20 protein-coding genes and 1 pseudogene are annotated in these 20,279 nt (G+C 74.7%); 6 read left to right on the top strand and 15 right to left on the bottom strand.

Annotated features, from left to right (window positions below):
- Nucleotides 1-14 precede the first annotated feature (14 nt).
- The 11 genes from OH807_RS36415 to OH807_RS36365 form a co-directional block, all read right to left on the bottom strand.
- Nucleotides 15-944, bottom strand: a complete 930-nt coding sequence (locus OH807_RS36415) for a DUF6895 family protein (protein ID WP_406208190.1) — start codon at nucleotides 942-944, stop codon at nucleotides 15-17.
- A complete protein-coding gene (locus tag OH807_RS36410) occupies nucleotides 919-2,205 on the bottom strand; it encodes a glycosyltransferase (protein ID WP_406208187.1) in 1,287 nt (428 codons plus the stop codon). The genes OH807_RS36415 and OH807_RS36410 overlap by 26 nt, the downstream gene beginning before the upstream one ends.
- A 114-nt stretch (nucleotides 2,206-2,319) precedes the next feature.
- Nucleotides 2,320-2,451 (bottom strand): hypothetical protein, encoded by a 132-nt coding sequence (locus OH807_RS36405; RefSeq protein WP_406208185.1) that lies wholly within the window; start codon nucleotides 2,449-2,451, stop codon nucleotides 2,320-2,322.
- A 29-nt stretch (nucleotides 2,452-2,480) separates the two neighbouring features.
- Nucleotides 2,481-4,418: a BTAD domain-containing putative transcriptional regulator gene (locus OH807_RS36400; protein WP_406208182.1), complete on the bottom strand. Its 1,938-nt coding sequence runs from the start codon at nucleotides 4,416-4,418 to the stop codon at nucleotides 2,481-2,483.
- 1 nt (nucleotide 4,419) lies between these two features.
- Nucleotides 4,420-4,611: an aroma-sacti cluster domain-containing protein gene (locus OH807_RS36395; protein ID WP_406208179.1), complete on the bottom strand. Its 192-nt coding sequence runs from the start codon at nucleotides 4,609-4,611 to the stop codon at nucleotides 4,420-4,422.
- Nucleotides 4,601-5,011, bottom strand: coding sequence for a helix-turn-helix transcriptional regulator (locus OH807_RS36390; protein ID WP_406208177.1), 411 nt, complete (start codon nucleotides 5,009-5,011; stop codon nucleotides 4,601-4,603). Before OH807_RS36390 ends, OH807_RS36395 begins: the two co-directional genes overlap by 11 nt.
- A 268-nt stretch (nucleotides 5,012-5,279) precedes the next feature.
- Entirely contained in the window at nucleotides 5,280-6,191 is a 912-nt protein-coding gene (locus OH807_RS36385) for a LysR family transcriptional regulator (protein ID WP_406208174.1), read from the bottom strand.
- Nucleotides 6,192-6,535: 344 nt separating this feature from the next.
- The gene (locus OH807_RS36380) at nucleotides 6,536-7,729 is read right to left on the bottom strand and encodes a glycine C-acetyltransferase (protein WP_406208171.1); all 1,194 of its coding nucleotides are present in this window, start codon (nucleotides 7,727-7,729) and stop codon (nucleotides 6,536-6,538) included.
- A gap of 41 nt (nucleotides 7,730-7,770) precedes the next feature.
- Nucleotides 7,771-8,799 (bottom strand): L-threonine 3-dehydrogenase, encoded by a 1,029-nt coding sequence (gene tdh / locus OH807_RS36375; protein ID WP_406208168.1) that lies wholly within the window; start codon nucleotides 8,797-8,799, stop codon nucleotides 7,771-7,773.
- Between the two features lie 327 nt (nucleotides 8,800-9,126).
- On the bottom strand, nucleotides 9,127-9,783 hold the full coding sequence (locus tag OH807_RS36370; RefSeq protein WP_406208166.1) for a hypothetical protein: 657 nt from the start codon (nucleotides 9,781-9,783) through the stop codon (nucleotides 9,127-9,129).
- Entirely contained in the window at nucleotides 9,780-10,646 is an 867-nt protein-coding gene (locus tag OH807_RS36365; RefSeq protein ID WP_406208163.1) for an ATP-binding cassette domain-containing protein, read from the bottom strand. Before OH807_RS36365 ends, OH807_RS36370 begins: the two co-directional genes overlap by 4 nt.
- 228 nt (nucleotides 10,647-10,874) lie before the next feature.
- Here OH807_RS36365 and OH807_RS36360 point away from each other — a divergent pair.
- Nucleotides 10,875-11,389: pseudogene (locus OH807_RS36360) on the top strand (hypothetical protein).
- Here the strand turns inward: OH807_RS36360 and OH807_RS36355 are convergent.
- Nucleotides 11,356-12,561 (bottom strand): IS110 family transposase, encoded by a 1,206-nt coding sequence (locus tag OH807_RS36355; protein ID WP_406208161.1) that lies wholly within the window; start codon nucleotides 12,559-12,561, stop codon nucleotides 11,356-11,358. The pseudogene OH807_RS36360 and the gene OH807_RS36355 overlap by 34 nt on opposite strands.
- Before the next feature lie 380 nt (nucleotides 12,562-12,941).
- Here OH807_RS36355 and OH807_RS36350 point away from each other — a divergent pair, with 380 nt between their 5' ends.
- Entirely contained in the window at nucleotides 12,942-14,333 is a 1,392-nt protein-coding gene (locus OH807_RS36350) for a serine hydrolase domain-containing protein (protein WP_406208158.1), read from the top strand.
- An 84-nt stretch (nucleotides 14,334-14,417) separates the two neighbouring features.
- On the opposite strand, the gene OH807_RS36345 is transcribed toward OH807_RS36350, so the two are convergent.
- Nucleotides 14,418-15,479, bottom strand: coding sequence for an ATP-dependent DNA ligase (locus tag OH807_RS36345; protein ID WP_406208156.1), 1,062 nt, complete (start codon nucleotides 15,477-15,479; stop codon nucleotides 14,418-14,420).
- A 66-nt stretch (nucleotides 15,480-15,545) separates the two neighbouring features.
- On the opposite strand from OH807_RS36345, the gene ligD reads away from it, so the two are divergent.
- The 3 genes from ligD to OH807_RS36330 all read left to right on the top strand — a co-directional run bounded on the left by ligD (nucleotide 15,546) and on the right by OH807_RS36330 (nucleotide 18,123).
- Nucleotides 15,546-16,553 carry a non-homologous end-joining DNA ligase gene (ligD, locus tag OH807_RS36340; RefSeq protein ID WP_406208153.1) on the top strand — a complete coding sequence of 336 codons (1,008 nt, stop codon included), beginning with the start codon at nucleotides 15,546-15,548 and terminating at the stop codon, nucleotides 16,551-16,553.
- 77 nt (nucleotides 16,554-16,630) lie between these two features.
- Nucleotides 16,631-17,266, top strand: coding sequence for a GNAT family N-acetyltransferase (locus OH807_RS36335; RefSeq protein ID WP_406208150.1), 636 nt, complete (start codon nucleotides 16,631-16,633; stop codon nucleotides 17,264-17,266).
- Nucleotides 17,263-18,123, top strand: a complete 861-nt coding sequence (locus OH807_RS36330; protein ID WP_406208148.1) for an aminoglycoside phosphotransferase family protein — start codon at nucleotides 17,263-17,265, stop codon at nucleotides 18,121-18,123. The genes OH807_RS36335 and OH807_RS36330 overlap by 4 nt, the downstream gene beginning before the upstream one ends.
- A 67-nt stretch (nucleotides 18,124-18,190) precedes the next feature.
- Here the strand turns inward: OH807_RS36330 and OH807_RS36325 are convergent, their stop codons facing one another.
- Together OH807_RS36325 and OH807_RS36320 are read right to left on the bottom strand one after the other, a co-directional pair.
- The gene (locus OH807_RS36325) at nucleotides 18,191-18,427 is read right to left on the bottom strand and encodes a hypothetical protein (RefSeq protein WP_406208145.1); all 237 of its coding nucleotides are present in this window, start codon (nucleotides 18,425-18,427) and stop codon (nucleotides 18,191-18,193) included.
- A complete protein-coding gene (locus OH807_RS36320) occupies nucleotides 18,375-19,586 on the bottom strand; it encodes an 8-amino-7-oxononanoate synthase (protein ID WP_406208142.1) in 1,212 nt (403 codons plus the stop codon). The genes OH807_RS36325 and OH807_RS36320 overlap by 53 nt, the downstream gene beginning before the upstream one ends.
- Nucleotides 19,587-19,812: 226 nt before the next feature.
- On the opposite strand from OH807_RS36320, the gene OH807_RS36315 reads away from it, so the two are divergent.
- Nucleotides 19,813-20,265, top strand: coding sequence for a hypothetical protein (locus tag OH807_RS36315; RefSeq protein ID WP_406208140.1), 453 nt, complete (start codon nucleotides 19,813-19,815; stop codon nucleotides 20,263-20,265).
- The last annotated feature ends 14 nt before the right edge of the window (nucleotides 20,266-20,279 follow it).

Here is a 20,279-nt window from a genome sequence, read left to right as displayed (position 1 = left end):
GACCCGGGCCCCGGTCACCGCGACCCCCGGGCGGCCGGTGCGGGCTCCTGGGTGCGGCCGGCGCCGCCGGGGCGCCCGTGCAGGACGGTCAGCGTGGCGAGGGCGGTCACCAGGGTCGACTGGTAGGCCTTGCGGAAGTACTCCACGGTGGTCGGCGCCGTGTCCGCCCGGTCGCCGGGGGACCGCCCGGGGATCGCCCCGCCGGGGGCCTGCACCTCGGCGAGCATCCGCAGCCCGGCCGCACCCGACCGGGTGCGCAGCGGGTCGAGGCCGAGGCAGTGCTGCGCGAGCACCAGCTTGCCGGTCAGGTCCCACTCCCCGCGGCGCACGGTCGCCTCGGTGAGCCGGCAGACCCGGTCGCGGGCGTGCTCCAGGGCCGGGCCGGTCAGCACGAGGGAGTCCGGGTCGCCCGGGTCGGGGGTGCGGAAGCCGAAGTCGGTCAGGTGGAAGACCGTGTGGGTCACGTCGCAGACGTCCAGGTCGTCGACCGGCGCGCCGTCGCCGTGCCGGGCGAGCCGGCCCTCCTCGTACAGCTCCCGGTAGGAGCGCAGGCGGTGCCGGAGCCCGGCGAGGTCGGCGTAGTACCTGGTCTCCAGGCTGCCGAAGGCCGACTGCCGGCGCGGGGCCAGCGGGCCGCCGGCCGTGAGCTCGGCGAGCACCGTCCGGTGCGGGCCGTCGGTGAGCCCGGCGGGTGCCAGTGCGCCGTACGCCAGCCGGAACTGCCAGGCGTAGCGCGGTTCGCCGGCGAGCAGCGGGACGAAGCCGGGGTCGCGCCAGACCTGGCCGACCGTGCCGGCGATCTCCGCGAGGCCCGGGTCCGCCGGGGCGATCCGGGCCCAGGAGCGGCTCAGCAGGGCGAGCTGCAGCAGGGCCTTGACGCGCGGGGTGGGCGGCAGCTCGGCGCGGCCCGACGGCGAGTCAAGAAAGCCCGAATGGAGCCGCATCCAGTGCAGCGCCCCCGTCGACAGTGCCGCCACGGCCGCTGTGTCCGGGCCGGCTGATCGCGTACCCATGGTTCTCCCGGTTCTGTGTGGAGGTGGCTGACGGCCGGGCCGCCCGCTCGATGACGTCGGCGGCGCGGGCGGCGCCGCCCGCCGCGGCCAGCCGGCGGCCGAGCCCGCGGGCGCGCTCGCGCAGCAGGTCGTCCCGCCAGGCCGCTTCGATCGGCCCGGACGCGTCCGGCTCCGCCGTTCGGGGGACGTGCACGGCCGCGCCGGCCCGGAGCAGGGCGCCGGCGAGCAGCGGCTGCTCGGAGCCGTTGGGCGAGACGCCGAGGGCCCGGCCGCGCAGCAGGGCGGCGAGCACGGGGGCGGACGTGCCGCTGGTCAGCACGAGGCCGGCCAGGTCGACGAGCGGCCCCAGCCACGGCTTGCGGACGAGCAGGATGTCGGCCCCGGGGGCGGGTTGCGGGTCGGTCGACCGGCCCTGCTCGACGACGGCCTGGAACGGGCCGCCGGTGAAGGCCGCGTTGAGGCGGGGCCACGGGGTGCCGCCGCCGAAGAAACGGCCCAGGTGGACGTAGACGACGGGTTTGCCGGAGCGCTCCAGGTGGGCGCGGACCTCCGCGAGCTCGGCCCGGTCGGCCGCGGGCTCCCAGGCGAGCGGCCCGACCTGGTGCACCCGCCGGGGCAGCTCCGCGCCCGGGTACTCCAGTGCGGGGTCGCCGCGCAGCAGCAGGGCGTCGCCGAGCAGCGGGCCGGCGGCGGGGTGCGCGTCCCACCGGGACGGCCGCCCGGCCAGGCCGGCCTGCTCCCGGGTGGCGGCGTGGAGGTCCAGGCACTCGCGGGTGCGGTTCTCCCTGGTCCGGCCGAACTGCGGCTCGCCCTCGCCGCCGCTGCGGTAGTCCCACAGGTGGACGGAGAGCCCGATCACCGCCACCGGGATGTCCAGCGTCTCCGCGGCGAGCAGTGCGCCGTTGCACAGCACCGAGGTGACCAGCAGATCGGCCCGGGCCTGGCGGGCGGCGCGGACGACCGCCCGGTACTGCGCCGCCCCGGTGGTGCCCCACCAGGTGGCGGAGAAGGCCCGGCGGCCGCCGAAGTCCTCCGCCGCGGCGAACGGCAGGCCGGCCTCGGCCGCCACGGGGGCGGCGGTGGCACGGCCGAGCAGGCTCACCCGGTGGCCCCGACGCCGCAGCTCGTGCCCGGCGGCGACCGCCGGGTAGAGGTATCCGCCGTCACTGAGCGGGCAGAGCAGGATGTTCACGGGGCCTCCGGGCCGGGGCGTTCGGGGAGCCGAGCGGGCCGCCCGGCCTCCGGCGACGTGCACCGGAGACCGGGTGGCGTGGCCCGCTCGGCCCTCATGGCTCGGGGTTCGGGATCAGAGCGCCGAGCTGTTGTTGACGACGCACCAGTCCTCGACAGCCTCGTCGGTGGCGGGCACCCCGTGCGCGACGACGTCGACGTCCTCGTCCTCGGTCTCTGCCGGCTCCGGGTTGATGTCCTCGGGCATGCTGTCCTCCTCTGCGGTGGCGGCGTCGGCTACGCCGGTCCGAGAAGAAAGGTAGGGATCCCCGGTATGGCACCGATTAGGCCCGGGTTCGATTTCGGTATGACGACCCGTCCGTGGTTCGCCACCGGTACGCGGGCGGTCGCCGCACCGGCCACGCCTGCCCCGGCCGCGGCCACTCCGGCCCCGGCCGTTCCGGCTCCGGCCGCGGCGGTTCCGGCGGCACCGGCCGCTGCCCCGGCGGCCAGCTCCCGCGCGTAGGCGTACGGCAGCGCCGGCATCTCGTAGCGCACGGTGTGGGCGAAGCCCTCGACGTTCGGCACGGTCAGCAGGCTGGCCTCCAGCAGGAGTTCCAGCACCCGCACCGCCGTGTCCGGATCGGTGCCCAGCACGGCGGCGGCCCGGTCCAGCGTGAACACCGGCTCGGCGAGCCGGCCGAGCCGCTCCACCGCCCAGTGGGCCGGCCCGGGGAGGTCCTCGATCGACGCGGCCAGCCGGGCCCGGACGGCCGGATCGCCCCCGCACAGCTCGTCCAGCAGCGCGGCGCCGTCCGCCATCCGCGCGCCGTACTCCCGGAGCGGCACGTGGCGCAGGAAGGCCAGCCGGTCGGCCGCCAGGCGGACTCCCAGCGGCAGCAGCCCGGCCGCCCGGACGATCCGGACGGCGGACTCGCGGTCGGCGTCCACCCGGTCCCGGCCGATCACCCGGCCCAGGAACTCCACCGCCTCCTCCACCGCGAACGGCGGCAGCCAGACCCGGTGCGCCCCCTCCAGCCCGATCAGCCTGGGCCGGGCCGTCACCACGACCGCGCTCCCGCCCGCCTCCGGCAGCAGCGGGCGGACCTCCGACTCGCGCCGCACGTCGTCCACCACGACGAGAGCCCGGCGCCCGGTCAGCCACAGCTGCCAGGCCCACCGGGGGTCGGCGGCGTCCTGCAGCGGCGGGCCGCCGGGCGAGACCGCGGCCAGCAACTGGCGCAGCACCTCCTCCAGCGGCCGCAGCCGGCCGTCCTCGCCGCGCAGCCGGACGAACAGCCGCCCGTCCGGGAACCGGTCGCCCATCCGGCGGGCGACGTGGACGGCGAGTGCGGTCTTGCCCGCGCCGAGCGGGCCGGTCACCACGGCCGGGTGGTTGCCGGCCCCGGCGAGCACGTCCGCGAGCTGCCGGGCGGCCGCCTCCCGGCCGGTGAAGGCCGGCGGGTCGCCGGGCAGCAGGTCCGGCCGGGGCTCGCGGCGCGGGCGCGGCGCCGGCGGCCGCGGCTCGGCGGGCGGCTGCTCGCCCAGCAGCGAGCGGTAGAAGCCGGCCAGGGCCGGGCTGGGGGGCAGCCCGAGCTCGTGGGCCAGGGCCTGCCGCAGCTCGTCGTAGACCGCCAGCGCCTCGGAGCGCCGCCCGGCCCGGCAGAGCGCGGTCATCTGCAGCATCCGCAGCCGCTCCCGGAGCGGGTGCTGCTGGGCGATCCCGTCGATCCGCTCGATCGCCGCAGCGCCGCCGCCCGCCGCGAGCTCCGCCTCCACCCAGTCCTCGAACACCCCGAGGAAGCGCCGGTCCAGCCGCTGGGCGGCGGCGGCGATCAGCGGCACGTCCCGGAAGCCCTCCAGGGCCGCGCCGCGCCAGAGGTCCAGGGCCTCGGCCAGGGCGCCGGTGCGGGCGCGCTGCTCGAAGCAGAGCGAGTCCAGCTCGCCGGGCGCCGTGTGCAGCACGTAGCCGCCGGCCTGGTGGCTGATCCGGGTACCGGACTCCGCGGCCACCAGCCGGCGCAGCCCGCACACGTACACCTGGAGGTTCTTGCGGGCCGTCCGGGGCGGTGCGTCCTCCCAGAGCGCCTCGACCAGGGCGTCGAACGACACCCGTGCGTTCGCGTGACAGAGCAGTGCCGCCAGCAGAATCTGCTGCTTCCGGGATCCCGGGTCCACCGCGCGGCCGTCCTCCAGCACGCGCAGCGGGCCGAGAATCCCGAATCTCACCGCCATCTCACGCCAACTTGATGGCGGTGGAATGCCCCTCTACCTCGGCGTCCGAAACGTCATCGAGCCGTTGTTTGACGGAATTCAGGACGGCCACTTCGTCCTCGCTGAGCCCGGAAAGCACATCCCGCTGTTCCGGGGTCAGCAGGTCGACCGGGTTTCCCGCTTGCCTGAGGGCGGCAAGGGCGTCAAATGTCATGGTCCCCTCCTGTGTCTCCGGTGGCGCCTGCGTCGGGCGCCAGAACATCATCGGGCGCGGCACGGGCGGCGTCCATGAGACCTTTGGGCCAGGAATCCCCTTCGACCGGGGCGGACGCCACGATCAGCGCCAACAGCCCGGCCTGCAGCCGCGACCGGAGCCCCAGCTTCGCCAGAATGGCGGTGACGAACCGCTTCACGGTTCGTTCACTGACATTCATTTCGCGGGCTATCGAGCGATTGTCGTAACCGAGGCCCAGCAACTCCAGGACGGCCCGCTCCCGCGGAGTCAGCGCCCGGGCCAGCGGCAGCGCCGCCGCCAGGGAATGCGGCAGCCCCGGCTGCCGGAGCGCCCCGCACGACGGGCACACCGGGGAGAGCGCACCGCCGGCCCCGGTCAATGCACCCGCACCTCGGTACACGGGGGTGGCGATGCTCCGTCGGACAGCAACAGGATCCCCCCTCGGGCACACGACTGCGGTGCCCTCATGCTGACGCCAGCACCCGGCACCGGCAAGAGGGTGAACCTGCCCTGATACTGCCAACATCACATCCGAGCAAAGGATTTGAGACGTAATCAGCACGATTTTGCCCGACGGGACGGGTGGGGCGGGCGAGGCGGGCGGGGCCGGAGGGGAACGGCGGGCCGCGGGCCGGGTCGGCCCGGCCTCAGGCGGTGGCGGCGGCCGCCTCGGCGAGGGCCTCCAGCACCGGCCGGATCAGCGGGTGCCCGTCCGCGCCGGCCCGGACCGCCGCGAAGACCCGGCGGGTGGCCAGCGCGCTGTCCACCGGGCGGACGGCGACCCGCGCCCGGTCCACGCCCAGCAGGGCGGACCGCGGCACCAGGGCCACCCCGGCGCCGGCCGAGGCGAGCGCGACGACGGCGCGGAAGTCGTCCGAGGAGTGCAGCAGCCGGGGCTGGAAGCCGGCGTACTCGCAGGCCAGCAGGACGACATCGTGGCAGGGGTTGCCCGGGTAGGGGCCGATCCACGGCTCGTCGGCGAGGTCCGCGACGGCGATCGGGCCCGCGCCGGCGGCCAGCGGGTGGGTGAGCGGCAGCACCGCCTCGAAGGGTTCCGCGTACAGCGGCACCCTGGTCAGCCGGGCGTCGTCGGCGCGCGGTGCGCCCCGGTACTCGACGGCCACCGCCAGATCGGCGCGCCCGTCCAGCACCATCGGGAGGCTGGCGTCCCCCTCCGCGTCCAGCACCCGGAGCCGGACGCCGGGGGCGCGGGCGGCGAGGGCACCGATGGCGGGCGCGAGGACGAGCGAGATCCCGGTCGCGAAGGAGGCGACGGTGACCTCCCCGGCGACGCCCGCGGAGTAGGCGGCGAGGTCCGCCTCGGCCCGCTCCAGCTGGGCGAGCACGGCGTCGGCGTGGCCGAGCAGGATCTCGCCGGCCGCGGTCAGGCGCACCCCCCGGCCCTCGCGGGCCAGCAGGTGGTGGCCGGTCTCCTGCTCCAGGGCGGCCAGCTGCTGGGAGACGGCGGAGGGGGTCAGGTAGAGGGCGGCCGCCGCGGCGGTCACGGTGCGGTGGTCCGCCACGGCCCGCAGGGTCCGCAGCCGTCGGGCGTCGATCACACGGCAATTCTGCCAGCGTGGCGGGGCCGCCGGGACGGGAGGGGCGACAGGGGCCGTGGGAGGCACGTGACACCGGGCGGCGGGCGGCACGGGCGGCGGGCGGCAGTTCCGCGATCGGGAGTGGGAAGTCGGGCGGGCCGACCTCCCACTCCCGGGCGGGAGGGTGGGACAGATGGTTCGGTGGTGACGGCCGGAGCCGTCACGGGCGCGGCGGCAACTGCGGGGTGCGGCGGCCGGCCTGGTGGCCGTGCGGCGGGGGCGGGCCGGCCGGCCCCCGCCGCACGGCGGTTCGGGGCCCGTGGCGCGTCCGGTTCCGGGCGGACGGGCCACGGGCGTTCGTGGGGCTACTCCCCCAGCGCGGCGCGGGCGTCCACGAACGCGGCGACGGCGCGCTCGACGTCCTCGGTGGAGTGCGCGGCGGAGAGCTGCACCCGGATCCGGGCCTGGCCGTGCGGGACGACCGGGAAGGAGAACCCGATCACGTACACGCCGCGCTCCAGCAGCAGCTCGGCGAGCCGGCCCGCCTTGGCCGCGTCACCGATCATCACCGGGGCGATCGGGTGGTCGCCCGGCAGGATCTCGAAGCCCGCCTCGGTCATCCGGGAGCGGAACAGCGCCGTGTTGGCCGCCAGCCGCTCGCGCAGGTCGCTCGACTGCTCGACCAGGTCGAGCACCTTGAGCGAGGCCGCGGCGATCACCGGGGCGAGCGAGTTGGAGAACAGGTACGGCCGCGAACGCTGGCGCAGCAGGGCGACGATCTCGCGGCGGGCCGCGACGTAGCCGCCGGAGGCGCCGCCGAGGGCCTTGCCGAGGGTGCCGGTGATGATGTCCACGCGGTCCATCACGCCGTGCAGTTCGGGGGTGCCGCGGCCGCCCGGGCCGACGAAGCCGACGGCGTGCGAGTCGTCGACCATGACCATCGCGTCGTAGCGGTCGGCGAGGTCGCAGATCTCGCGCAGCGGCGCGACGTAGCCGTCCATGGAGAAGACGCCGTCGGTGACGATCAGCCGGCGGCGGGCGCCCTGGGCCTCCTTGAGCTGCTGCTCCAGGTCGGCCAGGTCACGGTTGGCGTAGCGGAGGCGGCGGGCCTTGCAGAGGCGGATGCCGTCGATGATGCTCGCGTGGTTGAGCGCGTCCGAGATGACGGCGTCGCGCTCGTCGAGCAGGGTCTCGAAGACGCCGCCGTTGGCGTCGAAGCAGGAGGAGTAGAGGATCGTGTCCTCCTGGCCGAGGAACCCGGAGAGACGGTCCTCCAGCTCCTTGTGCACGTCCTGGGTGCCGCAGATGAAGCGGACCGAGGCCATGCCGTAGCCCCAGCGGTCGAGGGCGTCCTTGGCGGCGGCGAGCACCTCGGGGTGGTCGGCCAGGCCGAGGTAGTTGTTGGCGCAGAAGTTGAGCACCTCGCCCGGACGCCCGCCGGCGGTGACGGTGACGGCGGCGCTCTGCGGGCTGCCGATCACCCGCTCGGGCTTGAAGAGGCCGGCCTCACGGATCTCGTCGAGGGTGGCGGCGAGGTCGTCGCGCACGTTGTCGAACACGGTGGCTCCTAGTCAGCGAGTAGTCAGCGAGTCGGGGAGGCTCAGGCGGTCCAGTCGAGAATGATCTTGCCGCAGCGGCCGCTCGCCGCCTCGTCGAAGGCCGCCTCGAAGTCGGTGGCGGCGTACCGCCCGGTGATCACCGGGCTGAGGTCGAGGCCGCCCTCCAGCAGGACGGACATCGCGTACCAGGTCTCGAACATCTCCCGGCCGTAGATGCCCTTGATGGTGAGCATCGAGGTGACGACGGAGGCCCAGTCGACCGGGAACTGCTCCGCGGGCAGGCCGAGCATGGCGATCTTGCCGCCGTGCGTCATGTTGGCGATCATCGCCTGCATCGCCTCGGGGCGGCCGGACATCTCCAGGCCGACGTCGAAGCCCTCGCGCAGGCCCAGCTTCTGCTGGCCCTCCTCGATGGTCTGCTCGGCGACGTTCAGAGCGAGCGTGACGCCGACCTCACGGGCCAGGTCGAGCCGGTACGGGGAGACGTCGGTGATCATCACGTTGCGCGCACCGGCGTGCTTGGCGACGGCGGCGGCCATGATGCCGATCGGACCGGCACCGGTGATCAGCACGTCCTCGCCGACCAGCGGGAAGGAGAGCGCGGTGTGCACGGCGTTGCCGAACGGGTCGAAGATCGCCGCGACGTCCAGATCGACGGGGACGCGGTGCACCCAGACGTTCGAGGCCGGCAGCGCGACGTACTCGGCGAAGGCGCCGTCCCGGCCGACGCCGAGGCCGACGGTGTTGCGGCACAGGTGGCGGCGGCCGGCCAGGCAGTTGCGGCACTTGCCGCAGACCAGGTGGCCCTCGCCGCTGACCAGGTCGCCGATCGAGATGTCGGCCACGGCCGCACCGATCTCGGCAACCTCGCCGACGAACTCGTGACCGAGCACGAGCGGGGTCCGGATGGTCTGCTGCGCCCAGCCGTCCCAGTTGCGGATGTGCAGGTCGGTGCCGCAGATGCCGGTGCGCAGGACCTTGATCAGCACCTCACCGGGGCCGATGACCGGCTTCGGGACGTCCACCAGCCAGAGTCCGGGCTCGGCCTGCTGCTTGACGAGTGCCTTCACTGCGGTGGCTCCTGACGCGCGAGGGGGCGGCCTGGTGAGGGCAGGCCGACGGGGCCCGGCGGGGTGGCTGCTCCTGCCTCCCTCGCACCCGGCACGGAGCAATCTGCCTGGTGGGAGTGGGTGCGGTCCATCGAGGAATTCTTAAGGGCGGCCACAGCTGGGCTAAACGATCGTGCCCGAGCCGGGGCGGGCGGCCGGTGCGGCGTGCCGGTGGCCACCCGTTCGGCGCAGCGTGCGGGGCGGGCAGGCGGGGCGGGCGGAGCGGGCATGCGGAGCCGGCGGCCGGGGTCAGCTCCTCCGGTCGGCTCGTCCGGTCAGCTCCTCCGGTCAGCTCCTCCGGTCGGCGATCGCCCGGGTGAGCGCCGCAGCGGCCGCGAGCAGCCCAGCGGCGACGGCGAGCAGCCCGCCGGTGGGGACCAGCAGGTCCGCCGGGCGGGTGGCGGCGACGAGATCGGAGAGCAGCGGGTTCACCGGAGGCAGGCCCTTCGCCGCCAGCAGGGCCGTGAGCAGCACCAGGGCGAGCAGCAGCGCGTGCCCCTGCCGCCGGAACACCAGCCGGGAGCAGACCAGGCCGACGGCGATGCCGGTGAGGGCGCAGGTGAGCTGCGCCTCCGTGCCGAGCAGCAGGTCGGCACCGGTCGGCCGGTGGCTGCCGGTCAGGAACGGGATGCCCAGACCGAGCGCGGTCAGCAGCAGGCACCAGAGCACGGCGGTGCAGACGGTGCCGAGCAGGACACGTCGGGAGTCACCGGCGTTGACGACCACGACCGAGTGGTGCGCCTGGTCCTCCAGGCCGACCAGCGCGCCGGTGAGCCAGGTCGAGCAGACCAGCGCGGCGCCGGACGCCGCCCCGTAGCTCCCGGTCAGTGGGCCGTTGTCGTTGCTGGTGAGGACGACCAGCAGGCCGATGAAGAGCAGCACCGGCGCGAGGTAGCGCTGGGACAGCAGCAGGGTGGTGCTCAGGTAGCGGACCAGCGCGGTCACCGGGCCGCCTCGCTCGGGCCGGCGTGCTGTCGGCGGTCGGCGCCGTCGCCGCCGTCCGTGCGCGTGACGCCGTCCACGGACCACCGGTGCCGGAGCGCGGTCAGCAGGACGGCGTCCGAGTGCGGCCCCTCGACCCGGAGCACCAGGGCGCCCCCGCGGCGGGCGGCGTCCAGCACGCCGGGCACCGCGGACCAGTCGGGCCCGGGCGGCCCGGCCGGGCCGGTGAGCACGATCTCGGTGACGGCCGCCCCGTCGGCGGCCGCCCGGCCGCCGCGCCGGCGGACCCGCCCCTCGGCGATCGCGTAGGTGCCGGTGGCATGGGTCTCGGCGAGGGCCTCGCGGTGGTCGGTGAAGACGACGGCGCCGCCCGCGGCGGCCACCTCGCCGAGGAGTGCGCCGAGCACCCCGTGGGCGGAGGCGTCCAGCCCCGACCAGGGCTCGTCGAGGACGAGCAGATCGGGCGGGACGAGCAGCGCCTGCGCGAGGGCGACCTTCTGGGCGTTGCCCTTGGAGAGCGTGCGCAGCGGCGCGTCCCGGCCGCCGGCCAGCGCGAGCCGGTCGATCAGCGCGTCGGCCCGGTCCCTGGCGGCGGCGGTGCGCAGGCCGCGGATGCGGCCCATGTGGGTCAGGTAGGAGGCCGCGGAGATGCGGTCGTGGGCGGTGAAGCGGTCCGGCACCCAGCCGATCTCCCGGGGGCGGCCGGTGATCCGCCCGGAGCTGGGGCGGGAGAGGCCGACCAGGATCCTCAGCAGGGTGGACTTGCCCGAGCCGTTGCCTCCCACGAGGGCGAGGACGTCGCCCTCGGTGACCTGAAGGTCGACCTCGCGCAGGATCCACCGCCCGGCGCCGTAGCGCTTGCCCACTGCCTCGCACCGCAACAAGTCAGCCCCCGATGACGCGTGTTCAGGTCCGTTCCGGCACCCTACTGCGCCCGGGATCAGGGCAGCGTACGGGCCGGCGCGGGGGCCGGCCCGGGCTCGGCACGGGCGCCGGTCCGGAGAGGCGCGCGGGGGTGTGCGGGGGGGTGCCTCTTTGGGGTTCGTCAAAGAAATCGGGCTGCGCTCGGGTGGTGTGGCGGGCAGCATGGCGGCATGCCTGATCTGCTGTGGGAAAATGTCAAGGACTTCTTCGACCCTGAGCTGATGGGCGCCTTGCCGGACGTCTGTGTGGAGGGCGCCTCGGTCGAGGACTGGCAGTTGGTGTTTGACCTGGTCCGGTCGTGCGGCTGGGGTGGGAGTACTGGGAGGGCAAGGTCCTGGTTCCGTTGCCCTCGGCGGAGGTGGTGTTGTCACGTCCTGCTGACGCGGACATGGCCATGCTGCGGGTGTGGCCCTGTGCGGGCGTGCTGGTGAACTTTTGGCCGATGTCGTCGGGTGAGATCGATTTCGATGTCGACCTTCGGGAGCTGCAGGGCCAGGAAGGGGTGGACGTCCTGTGCGGCTTCCTGGGCTCGATCGGGCGCCGGCTGGGCAAGCCCGTGCGGATGACGGCTGGAGGCGACTGGGGGAACCCGGTGCTCGGGTTCGATCCAGCGGCGGACCGCGTGGTGTTGCTGGCAGATCCGCGTGGAGTTCAACTGTCGGCGGCTGTGGGCCGGGACTCGTAGAAGGTGCCGTCGCGGGGCATGGCGAACAGGACGTCGACTCGGCGTCTGGCCAGGCAGAGGAGGGCCTGGGTGTGGCGCTTTCCTTGGTTGATCTTCTTGTCGTAGTAGGCGCGGGAGGCCGGGTCGCCGAGTGAGGCGAACGCGGCCAGGAAGAACGCGCGTTTCAGCTGCTTGTTGCCCCGTCGGGAGGGTTGCTCGCCGCGTATGGATGAGCCGGAGCTGCGGGTCTCGGGGGCGAGGCCGGCGTAGGAGGCAAGGTGGGCAGAGGTTGGGAAGGCGCTCGCGTCGCCGACGTCGATCAGGACGCGGGCCCCTGTTCTGGTACCGATGCCGGGCATGGAGGTGAGGATCTGTGACAGCGGGTGCTCGTCCAGCAGTTCCTGGATCCGCTTCTCCAGGAGCTTGCGCTGGTCGAGGGCGGCCCGCAGCGAGCCGGCCAGGCTCGGCACGATCAGCGCGGCCGCCTCGGTGCCCGGGACGACGACGGTCTGTTCGTCGAGCGCGGTGAGGATGTCCTCGACGAGGCGTTCGAACATGCGCGGGGCCAGGGGCCGGGCGATGCTGAGCAGGCGGCGGCGTCCGGCCTTGCGCAGGGCGGCCGGTGAGCCGAACCGCTCCAGCAAGGCCAGCACCGCCGGATGGTCGGTCCTGGGCCCCAGCACCCGCTCCAGGTGAGGGTGGATCCAGGTGAGCAGGCCGCGCAGGCGGTTGGCGATCCGGGTCGCTTCGCCGGCGAGGTCGTCGTCGAAGCCGACGATCATCTCCAGTTCGGCGATGGTCTCGTCGGTGAGCTCGATGCCGCGCAGGGTGTGCGGCATGGTGCGGGCGGCGTCCGCGATGACGAAGGCGTCGCGGGCGTCGGTCTTGGCCTCGCCGGGGTAGAGGTCGGCGATGCGCCGCATTGTCAGGCCGGGCAGGTAGGCGACGCGGCAGCCGGCGTCCCGGGCGACTGCCAGGGGCAGGGCGCCGATGGAGGCGGGCTGGTCGACGACGACCAGGACGGTGCCGTGCTTGGCGGTGAGCTTGTCGAGGACGGCCCGCATCTTGGGCTCGCTGTTCGGCAGCCGCTTGTCGAAGACCCGCTTGCCGGCCCGGGTCAGGGCGGTTCCGTGGTGTTCGCCCTTGCCGACGTCCAGGCCGAGGAAGACGTCCACGTCGCCGGTGTCGATCACGCTGATCCCTTACGAGGTCGTGCTGTCCCGGCCTCGCTTGGCGTGGCACCAGTCGCCGGCATCCACGTTACGAAGAGCCTCCCAGCACGCTGGTGGTCCTGCCCCTATCAGCGGTCTACCGATGCCTCCGGCCCGGTGACACCACCCCCCGGATCATGCGAACTACACGGGGGAACAGTCATGCCGGACCGGTGGCCGGGAGCCCCATTGCGGGGCCACGAAGAAGGTAACGGGGGTACCCCGGGGGGTGCGTCCGTTCGGGCCAGCGCGACGGCGGCCGGCGCGCGGCCCGGTCACGGCGCGCATACGGTGGCGAACGCTCCCCCGGCCCCGTGGAGCGACGCTCCGGGGCCGCCCGCCCGCAGAGAGGCGCCTCGACCATGACCAAGACCGGACGGCCGTTCCCCGCCCACCGCCGCTCCCCCGCCCGCTCGGGAGCGGCGGCGCTGGCACTGGCCGGTCTGCTGGCCGCCGCCGGCTGCTCCGGCGGGACGGCCGCCGCCCCGCCGGCCGCCGGGGCGGTCACCGCCGTACCGGCCGCGCTCAGCCCGACGGCGACGAGCGGGTCGGGCTCGCCCTCGGCTTCGGCTTCGGCGACGGGCTCGCTGTCGGCCTCTGCGTCCGCGTCCACGTCCGGATCCGCGTCCGCCTCGGTGTCGGCGGGCGGACCGGCCGGCGGCGCCGTCGCCCCGCTCACCCCCGACGTCACCGCCCGGCTGGACGCCGCGGTGCAGCGCGTCCTCAGCCAGGCCGGCGTCCCCGGCGTCATGGTGGCCCTGACCACCCCCGACGGCAGCTACCTCAAGGCCTTCGGCGTCTCCGACAAGGTCGCCGGCACCCCGATGGTGACCGGGCTGAACATGCGGATCGGCAGCGAGACCAAGACCTTCACGGTGACCGCCCTGCTGCGGCTGGTCGACCAGGGCAAGGCCGGCCTCGACGACCCGGTCGGCCGGTACCTGGCGGGCGTGCCCGGCGGCGACACGATCACCCTGCGCCAGCTCGCCGACATGCGCAGCGGCCTCTACTCGTACACCGACGACCCGGGCTTCGTGAAGGCCTTCCTCGACAACCCGCAGCAGGCCTTCACCCCGCAGCAGCTGCTCGCCGCCGCCTTCCAGCACCCCGCGAACTTCGCGCCCGGCGCCCGGTTCGAGTACTCCAACACCAACACCGTGGTGCTCGGCCAGGTGATCGAGAAGCTCGGCGGGCAGCCCCTCGGCACCTTCCTGAAGCAGCAGGTGTTCGACCCGGCCGACCTGGGCCGGACGGTCTTCCCCACCGATGCCGCCTTCCCCCAGCCGCACGCCCGCGGCTACACCAACCAGACGCCGGACGGCACGATCGCCGACGCCACCGACTGGAACCCGTCCTGGGCCTGGGCGGCCGGAGCCGCCATCTCGGACCTGGCCGACCTCCAGAAGTGGGCGAAGGTGCTGGCCACGGGCACCCTGCTGACGCCGGCGACGCAGGCCCAGCGGCTGATCGCCCTGCCCACCGGCGTCCCGGACATCGGCTACGGGCTGGGGCTCTTCGTCAACCACGGCTGGATCGGACACAACGGCTCGCTGCCGGGCTACCAGAGCCTGGCGATCTACCTGCCCTCGGCGCAGGCCACCCTCGTGGTGCTGCTGAACACCGATATCGCCTCGCAGGGCGCCGAGCCGTCGACGCTGTTCGGTCAGGCGATCACCGAGATCGTCTCGCCGGGGAACGTCTACTCCTTCCCCGCCGCCCCCGCGAGCGAGTCACCCTCGGCCGAGGTCGCCTGACGGCCCGGGCTCCCGTACCCGGGGCCGGTCCCTCCGCGCGGAGGGGCCGGCCCCGGGTACGGGAGCGACGGTCGCCGGGAGTTCTCAGCCCCCGAGCACCCGGGCGAGGTCGTAGGAGACCGGCTCCTCCAGCTGCGCGTAGGTGCAGCTCTCCGGCGTGCGGTCCGGGCGCCAGCGGCGGAACTGCGCGGTGTGCCGGAAGCGCGTCCCCTCCATGTGGTCGTACGCCACCTCGACCACCCGCTCGGGGCGCAGCGCCACCCAGGAGAGGTCCTTGCCGCCGGTCCAGCGGCTCTGCGCGCCGGGCAGCCGGGCGTCGGCGTGCGCGGCCTCGTCCGCCCAGCCGCCCCACGGGTGGCCGGAGGCGTCGGCCATCCGCAGCGGGGCCAGCTCCTCGGCGAGTTCGCGCCGGCGGGCCATCGGGAAGGCGGCGCAGACGCCGACGTGCTGGAGCCGCCCCTCGGCGTCGTTGATGCCGAGCAGCAGCGAGCCGACCACCGGGCCGCTCTTGTGCTCGCGGTAGCCGGCCACCACGCAGTCGGCCGTCCGCTCGTGCTTGATCTTGAACATGGTCCGCTCGCCCGGCCGGTACGGGTGGTCCAGCGGCTTGGCCACCACCCCGTCCAGCCCGGCGCCCTCGAACTCGGCGAACCAGCGCTGCGCCAGCTCCCGGTCGGTGGAGGCGGGCGCCGTGAACACCGGGTCGGCGGCGCCCGCGAGGGCCTCCTCCAGGGCCGGGCGGCGCACCGACAGCGGCTCGTCCAGCAAGGAGGCCTCGCCGAGGGCGAGCAGGTCGAAGGCGACGAAGGAGGCAGGGGTGCGCTCGGCCAGCAGCTTCACCCGGCTGGCCGCGGGGTGGATCCGCTCCAGGAGCTCCTCGAAGCGCAGCCGCCCGTCCCGGGCGATCACCAGCTCGCCGTCCAGGACGCAGCGCGGCGGCAGCTCGCGCTTCAGCGCCTCGACCACCTCGGGGAAGTACCTCGTCAGCGGTTTGCCGGTGCGGCTGCCGAGCTCCACCTCGGCGCCGTCGCGGAACACCAGGGCGCGGAAGCCGTCCCACTTGGCCTCGTACTGCATCCCGGGCGGGATCTTCGCGACCGACTTGGCGAGCATCGGCGCCACCGGCGGCATCACGGGCAGGTCCATGGCTCAGATCCTCGCGCCAACCCTTCCGGGGCGCGCGCCGGGCGGGGCGCGCTTAGCGTGAGAGGCATGGGCTCAGCCGTGGAACTGGATGTCGCCGGGCGCAGCGTCCGGCTGTCGAACCCGGACAAGGTGTACTACCCGGAGCGCGGGTTCACGAAGCTGGACGTCGCGCAGTACTACCTGGCGGTCGCGGACGGGGTGCTGCGCGGGCTGCGGGACCGGCCGACCACGCTGCAGCGGTTCCCGGACGGCGTGGAGGGCGAGTTCTTCTACCAGAAGCGGGCGCCGAAGGGCCTGCCGGAGTGGCTGCCGACGGCCCGGATCAACTTCCCGTCCGGACGCTCGGCCGACGAGATCTGCCCGACCGAGCCCGCCGCGGTGCTCTGGGCGGCCAACCTCGGCTGCCTCACGTTCCACCCGTGGCCGGTGCGGCGGGGCGACACCGACCACCTGGACGAGCTGCGGATCGACCTCGACCCGCAGCCCGGCACCGACTTCCGCGACGCCGCCCGGGCCGCCCACGAACTGCGGGCGCTGCTGGAGGAGTTCGGGCTGCGCGGCTGGCCGAAGACCTCCGGCGGGCGCGGACTGCACGTGTACGTGCCGCTGGAGCCGGAGTGGACGTTCACCGACGGCCGGCATGCGGTGATCGCCCTCGGCCGGCTCCTGGAAAAGCGCCTGCCCGGCCGGGTGACCACCGCGTGGTGGAAGGAGGAGCGCGGCGAGCGGATCTTCGTGGACTACAACCAGATGGCCCGGGACCGCACCATCGCCTCCGCCTACTCGCTGCGCGCCCGCCCGCGGGCGACCGCCTCCGCGCCGCTGCGCTGGGAGGAGCTCGACGACGCCGCACCGGAGGACTTCGACCTGCGGACCCTGCCGCCGCGGTTCGCCGAACTCGGCGACCTCCAGGCGGAGATGGACGACAAGGCGTACCGGCTGGAAGGGCTGCTGGAGCTGTACGAGCGCCAGCTGCGGGACGAGGGGCTGGGCGAGCTGCCGTACCCGCCCGACCACCCGAAGGCCCCCGGCGAGCCGAGCCGCGTCCAGCCGAGCCGGGCCCGCAAGACGTGACCGCGCAACCGCGTAGGCTGGCCGCGATCGGCCGATCATGACACGGGGTGGAGGGGTTCGGGGTGGGCCTGCGAGGGATGCGCGAGATCCTGGCGGACGCGGCGGGCGGGGTGTTCCCGCCGTCGGACGGGACGGTGACGGTGGTACCGCAGCCGTCGCCGCGCGAGGCGGGAGTGCTGTCCTTCTCCGCCCACGCGGTGGTCTTCACCGACGAGGACCCGGCCTGGGTGCACGAGGTGCTGGCCGCCGTACCGAGCGATCCGCTGGCCGCACCGCTCTGCCCGCCGTTCCTGACCGCGTTCGCCGAGCGGACCGGCCGGGTGGTCAACAACATCGACCTGCTGACGGTGGCCGGGCGGCTGCCCGGCGGGCCGCCGCTGCCGCTGGAACCGGTGGAGGACCGCGCACACCCCCGGGTGGTCCGCGCGCTGCGCTACCGGGAGGACGTGCGGGTGTTCACCACGGACGGCGGGGTGCTGGTGCTCGGGCGCGGCGTGGCCGGGCGGTGGGAGTGCGCGATCGAGGTGGACCAGCAGGCCCGCGGCCGGGGCCTCGGCCGGGCACTGGCCCTGAGCGCCCGGCACCTGGTGCCGGAGGGCGAATGGATCTGGTCCCAGCAGGCACCCGGCAACGCCACCAGCGTCCGCGCGTTCCAGGCGGCCGGCTACCGGCCGGTCGGCGCGGAGACGCTGCTGGTGACGGGGCAGCCGTGAACGGCCTCGCGGACGTCCCGGTCGAGGTGCGGGCCCGGCTGGCCGTCCGGTTCGGGCCGGCGGCGGAGGACTGGTGCGCGCGGCTCCCGGCCCTGGTCGAGGAGCTGACCGCACGGTGGGGCCTGACTGCGCGGTCGGCCGGTGGCGGCGGGACGGCTCGGGTCTTCCGCTGCACCCGCCCCGACGGCGAGCAGGTCTGGCTGAAGCTCACCCCGGACGCGGAGGTGGCCCGGCAGGAGGCGGCCGCGCTGCGCGCCTGGGCCGGGCTGCCGTCGGTGGTGCGGCTGCTGGCGTACGACCCGGCGGCGGCCGCCCTGCTGCTGGCGGACGTGCCGCCGGGGACGACGCTGCGCGAGCGGCCCCGGCAGCCGGCCGAGGTGGCGCCGCTGCTCGGCGCCCTGCGGTCGGTGCCGGTGGACGGCCTCGCCCTCGGACCGCTGGCGGAGCGGGTGGACTTCCTCTTCGACCTCACCGAGCGCCGGGCGCCGGGCATCGTCCCCGCCCGGGCCCGCGCCCGGGCCCGGGAGCTGGCCACGGGCGGCCCGGTGACGCTGGTCCACGGGGACCTCCACCCGGGCAACGTCCTCGACGGCCCGGCCGGCCCGGTGGCGATCGACCCGCGGCCCTCCCTCGGCGATCCCGACTTCGACCTGGTGGACTGGGTGCTCGACGACGTCACCGACCTGCCCGCCCTGGACCGCCGGACCGCCGAGCTTTGCGCCCTCGTCCCCGGCGCCGACCCTGACCGGGTACTCGCCTGGTGCCGGACGCTCGCCGTGATCGTCGCCGCCCCGCGCGCGGCGGCCGGGCGGCGGGACGCGGAAACGACGTTCCTGCGGGAGCTGGCGGGGCTCTGACTCCGGGGCGGGCTCCGACCCCGGGCCGGGCGCCGGGTGCCGGGCGCCGCCGAGCCCCGTGGAAGGGTCAGGCTGCCGCGACGCCGCCGAGGAGGAAGGCGAGGGCGCCGGTGAGCAGGGCGCCGGTGATGACCGCCAGCGCGGTCACCGGCCACCCCCACGGGATCAGCGAGCGGAGCAGCCGGGCCGCCAGGCAGGCGCCGAGGGCGACCGCCGCCGGGGGCGCGGCCCCGGGCGATCCGCGGGTGCCGTCAGGCGGTGTGCGCGCCGGCCGGGGCGAGCGTGGCGATGATCCGTACGGCATCGGCGATCTGAGCATCCGTCAGGTCACCGCGTGCGGTGAGCCGCAGGCGGGAGACGCCGTCCGGGACGGAGGGCGGGCGGAAACAGCCGACGGCCAGACCGGCCCGGCGGCAGTCGGCGGCCCAGGCGACGGCGGCCTCCGGGCCCGGCGCACGGACCGACACCACGGCCGCATCCGGCTCGGAGGCGTGCAGACCGGCCGCGGTGAGCCGGGCGGCGAGGGAGCGCGCCACCTCGCGGGCGCGCTCGGCACGCTCCGGTTCGGCGCGCAGCAGCCGCAGCGCACCGAGGGTGGCACCCGCCGCGGCCGGGGCCAGGCCGGTGTCGAAGATGAAGGTGCGGGCCGTCTCGGTGAGGTGGCGGATCACCCGGCGCGGCCCGAGCACCGCACCGCCCTGCGAGCCGAGCGACTTGGAGAGCGTCACCGTGGCGACGGTGTCCGGCTCGCCGGCCAGACTGGCGGCCGCCAGCGCGCCGCTGCCGCCGGGGCCCAGCACACCGAGCCCGTGCGCGTCGTCCACCAGCAGGGCCGCTCCGAACGCCCTTGCGGTGGCGGAGAGTTCGCGCAGTGGGGCAGCATTGCCGTCGACCGAGAAGACCGAGTCGGTGACCACCAGCGCCCGGCGGTGGGTGCGCTCGGCGAGCGCGGCGCGGACGGCCTCCGGGTCACTGTGCGGAGCACGGTGGACATCACCGCGAGCGAGCCGGCAGCCGTCGATCAGCGAGGCGTGGTTGTACGCGTCGGAGACGATCAGGGTGTCCGGATCGGTGAGCGCGGTCAGTGCGGCCAGGTTGGCGGTGTAACCGGAGGAGAACACCAGGGCCGCCTCCACGCCGCAGAACTCGGCGAGCTCGCCCTCCAGTTCCGTGTGCAGCGCGGTGGTGCCGGTGACCAGTCGGGAGCCGGTGGCGCCGCCGCCCCAACGCAGCGCGGCATCGGCGGCGGCCCGGGTGACCACCGGGTGCCGGGTCAGGCCGAGGTAGTCGTTGCCGGCGAGGTCGAGCACCGGATCCTCGGCCGGGCGGCTGCGCAGGGTGCGGGTGAGGCCGGCGCGGGCGCGGAGTTCGGCCGTCTCGTCGAGCCAGTCGAAGACGGCGCCGGGGTCGGCAGCGGCCGCCGGGGCGAGGACGGGCGATTCGGGCGCGGTGCGGTGGGCCATGCCCGGCACTCTGGCACGCCGGGCGCGCGGCGGGCAATGTGCGACGCGGCACACGCTCGCCACGGTATTCATGGTGCGTTCACCTTGAATTCATTCGAGGCTTGTTATCCATTCGCCTTTCTTTTCGACTCCTCGCAAAGGCCCCAAAGCGTCACCCAAAACTTTTCAGCCGTTCGTCCGATCAGTTACGCTCCCCCAGCGATCTGACTTGGGGGGATACATACAGATGGCAGATCTGGAATTCGAGCGCCGGATGAATCCCTGGCTGTTCGACAGCTCAGGGAACCTGACCGCGGACGCCAAGAAGCAGTTCCCGGACCTCGCCGCGGCGGCCGCCGGCCCCGTGGCACCGGTCACCGTCCCGGCAGCGGGCGGCGGGCAGACCGTCACCACCAACCCCGCCATGCTCCGGACGGCCTCCAACAACGCCGCCGCGCTCCAGGGGTCCGTCCGCACCGAATGCGGCCAGCCGTGGGAACACGTCAACAGTGCGGTCTCCTCGCTGATGGGGCTCAACCTCTGCGCCGGGCTCAACAATGCGTGGAGCGTCTGGCAGAGCCAGACCCACGCGCTGGAGCAGGCCATCGGCAACATCAGCCAGAACCTGCAGACCACCGCGCAGAACTACGAGGCCACCGAAGCCTCCATCCACAGCCAATTCGCGCAGAAGCACGACTGAGCACGACCGAGGAA

Origin of the sequence: Kitasatospora sp. NBC_01560 (genome assembly GCF_045208415.1) — a bacterium.
Classification (GTDB): Bacteria; Actinomycetota; Actinomycetes; order Streptomycetales; family Streptomycetaceae; genus Kitasatospora.
Note: the sequence above shows the minus strand (reverse complement) of the source record. Positions and strands in the feature narration are given on the sequence as shown.

Excerpts from the sequence above, each read along its gene's own strand:
- OH807_RS36415 (WP_406208190.1), bottom strand. The coding sequence starts at position 944 with ATGCGGCTCCATTCGGGCTTTCTTGACTCGCCGTCGGGCCGCGCCGAG.
- OH807_RS36405 (WP_406208185.1), bottom strand. The coding sequence starts at position 2,451 with ATGCCCGAGGACATCAACCCGGAGCCGGCAGAGACCGAGGACGAGGAC.
- OH807_RS36400 (WP_406208182.1), bottom strand. The coding sequence starts at position 4,418 with ATGGCGGTGAGATTCGGGATTCTCGGCCCGCTGCGCGTGCTGGAGGAC.
- OH807_RS36395 (WP_406208179.1), bottom strand. The coding sequence starts at position 4,611 with ATGACATTTGACGCCCTTGCCGCCCTCAGGCAAGCGGGAAACCCGGTC.
- OH807_RS36350 (WP_406208158.1), top strand. The coding sequence starts at position 12,942 with ATGACCAAGACCGGACGGCCGTTCCCCGCCCACCGCCGCTCCCCCGCC.
- OH807_RS36345 (WP_406208156.1), bottom strand. The coding sequence starts at position 15,479 with ATGGACCTGCCCGTGATGCCGCCGGTGGCGCCGATGCTCGCCAAGTCG.
- ligD (WP_406208153.1), top strand. The coding sequence starts at position 15,546 with ATGGGCTCAGCCGTGGAACTGGATGTCGCCGGGCGCAGCGTCCGGCTG.
- OH807_RS36335 (WP_406208150.1), top strand. The coding sequence starts at position 16,631 with ATGCGCGAGATCCTGGCGGACGCGGCGGGCGGGGTGTTCCCGCCGTCG.
- OH807_RS36325 (WP_406208145.1), bottom strand. The coding sequence starts at position 18,427 with ATGCCGTACGGATCATCGCCACGCTCGCCCCGGCCGGCGCGCACACCG.
- OH807_RS36320 (WP_406208142.1), bottom strand. The coding sequence starts at position 19,586 with ATGGCCCACCGCACCGCGCCCGAATCGCCCGTCCTCGCCCCGGCGGCC.
- OH807_RS36315 (WP_406208140.1), top strand. The coding sequence starts at position 19,813 with ATGGCAGATCTGGAATTCGAGCGCCGGATGAATCCCTGGCTGTTCGAC.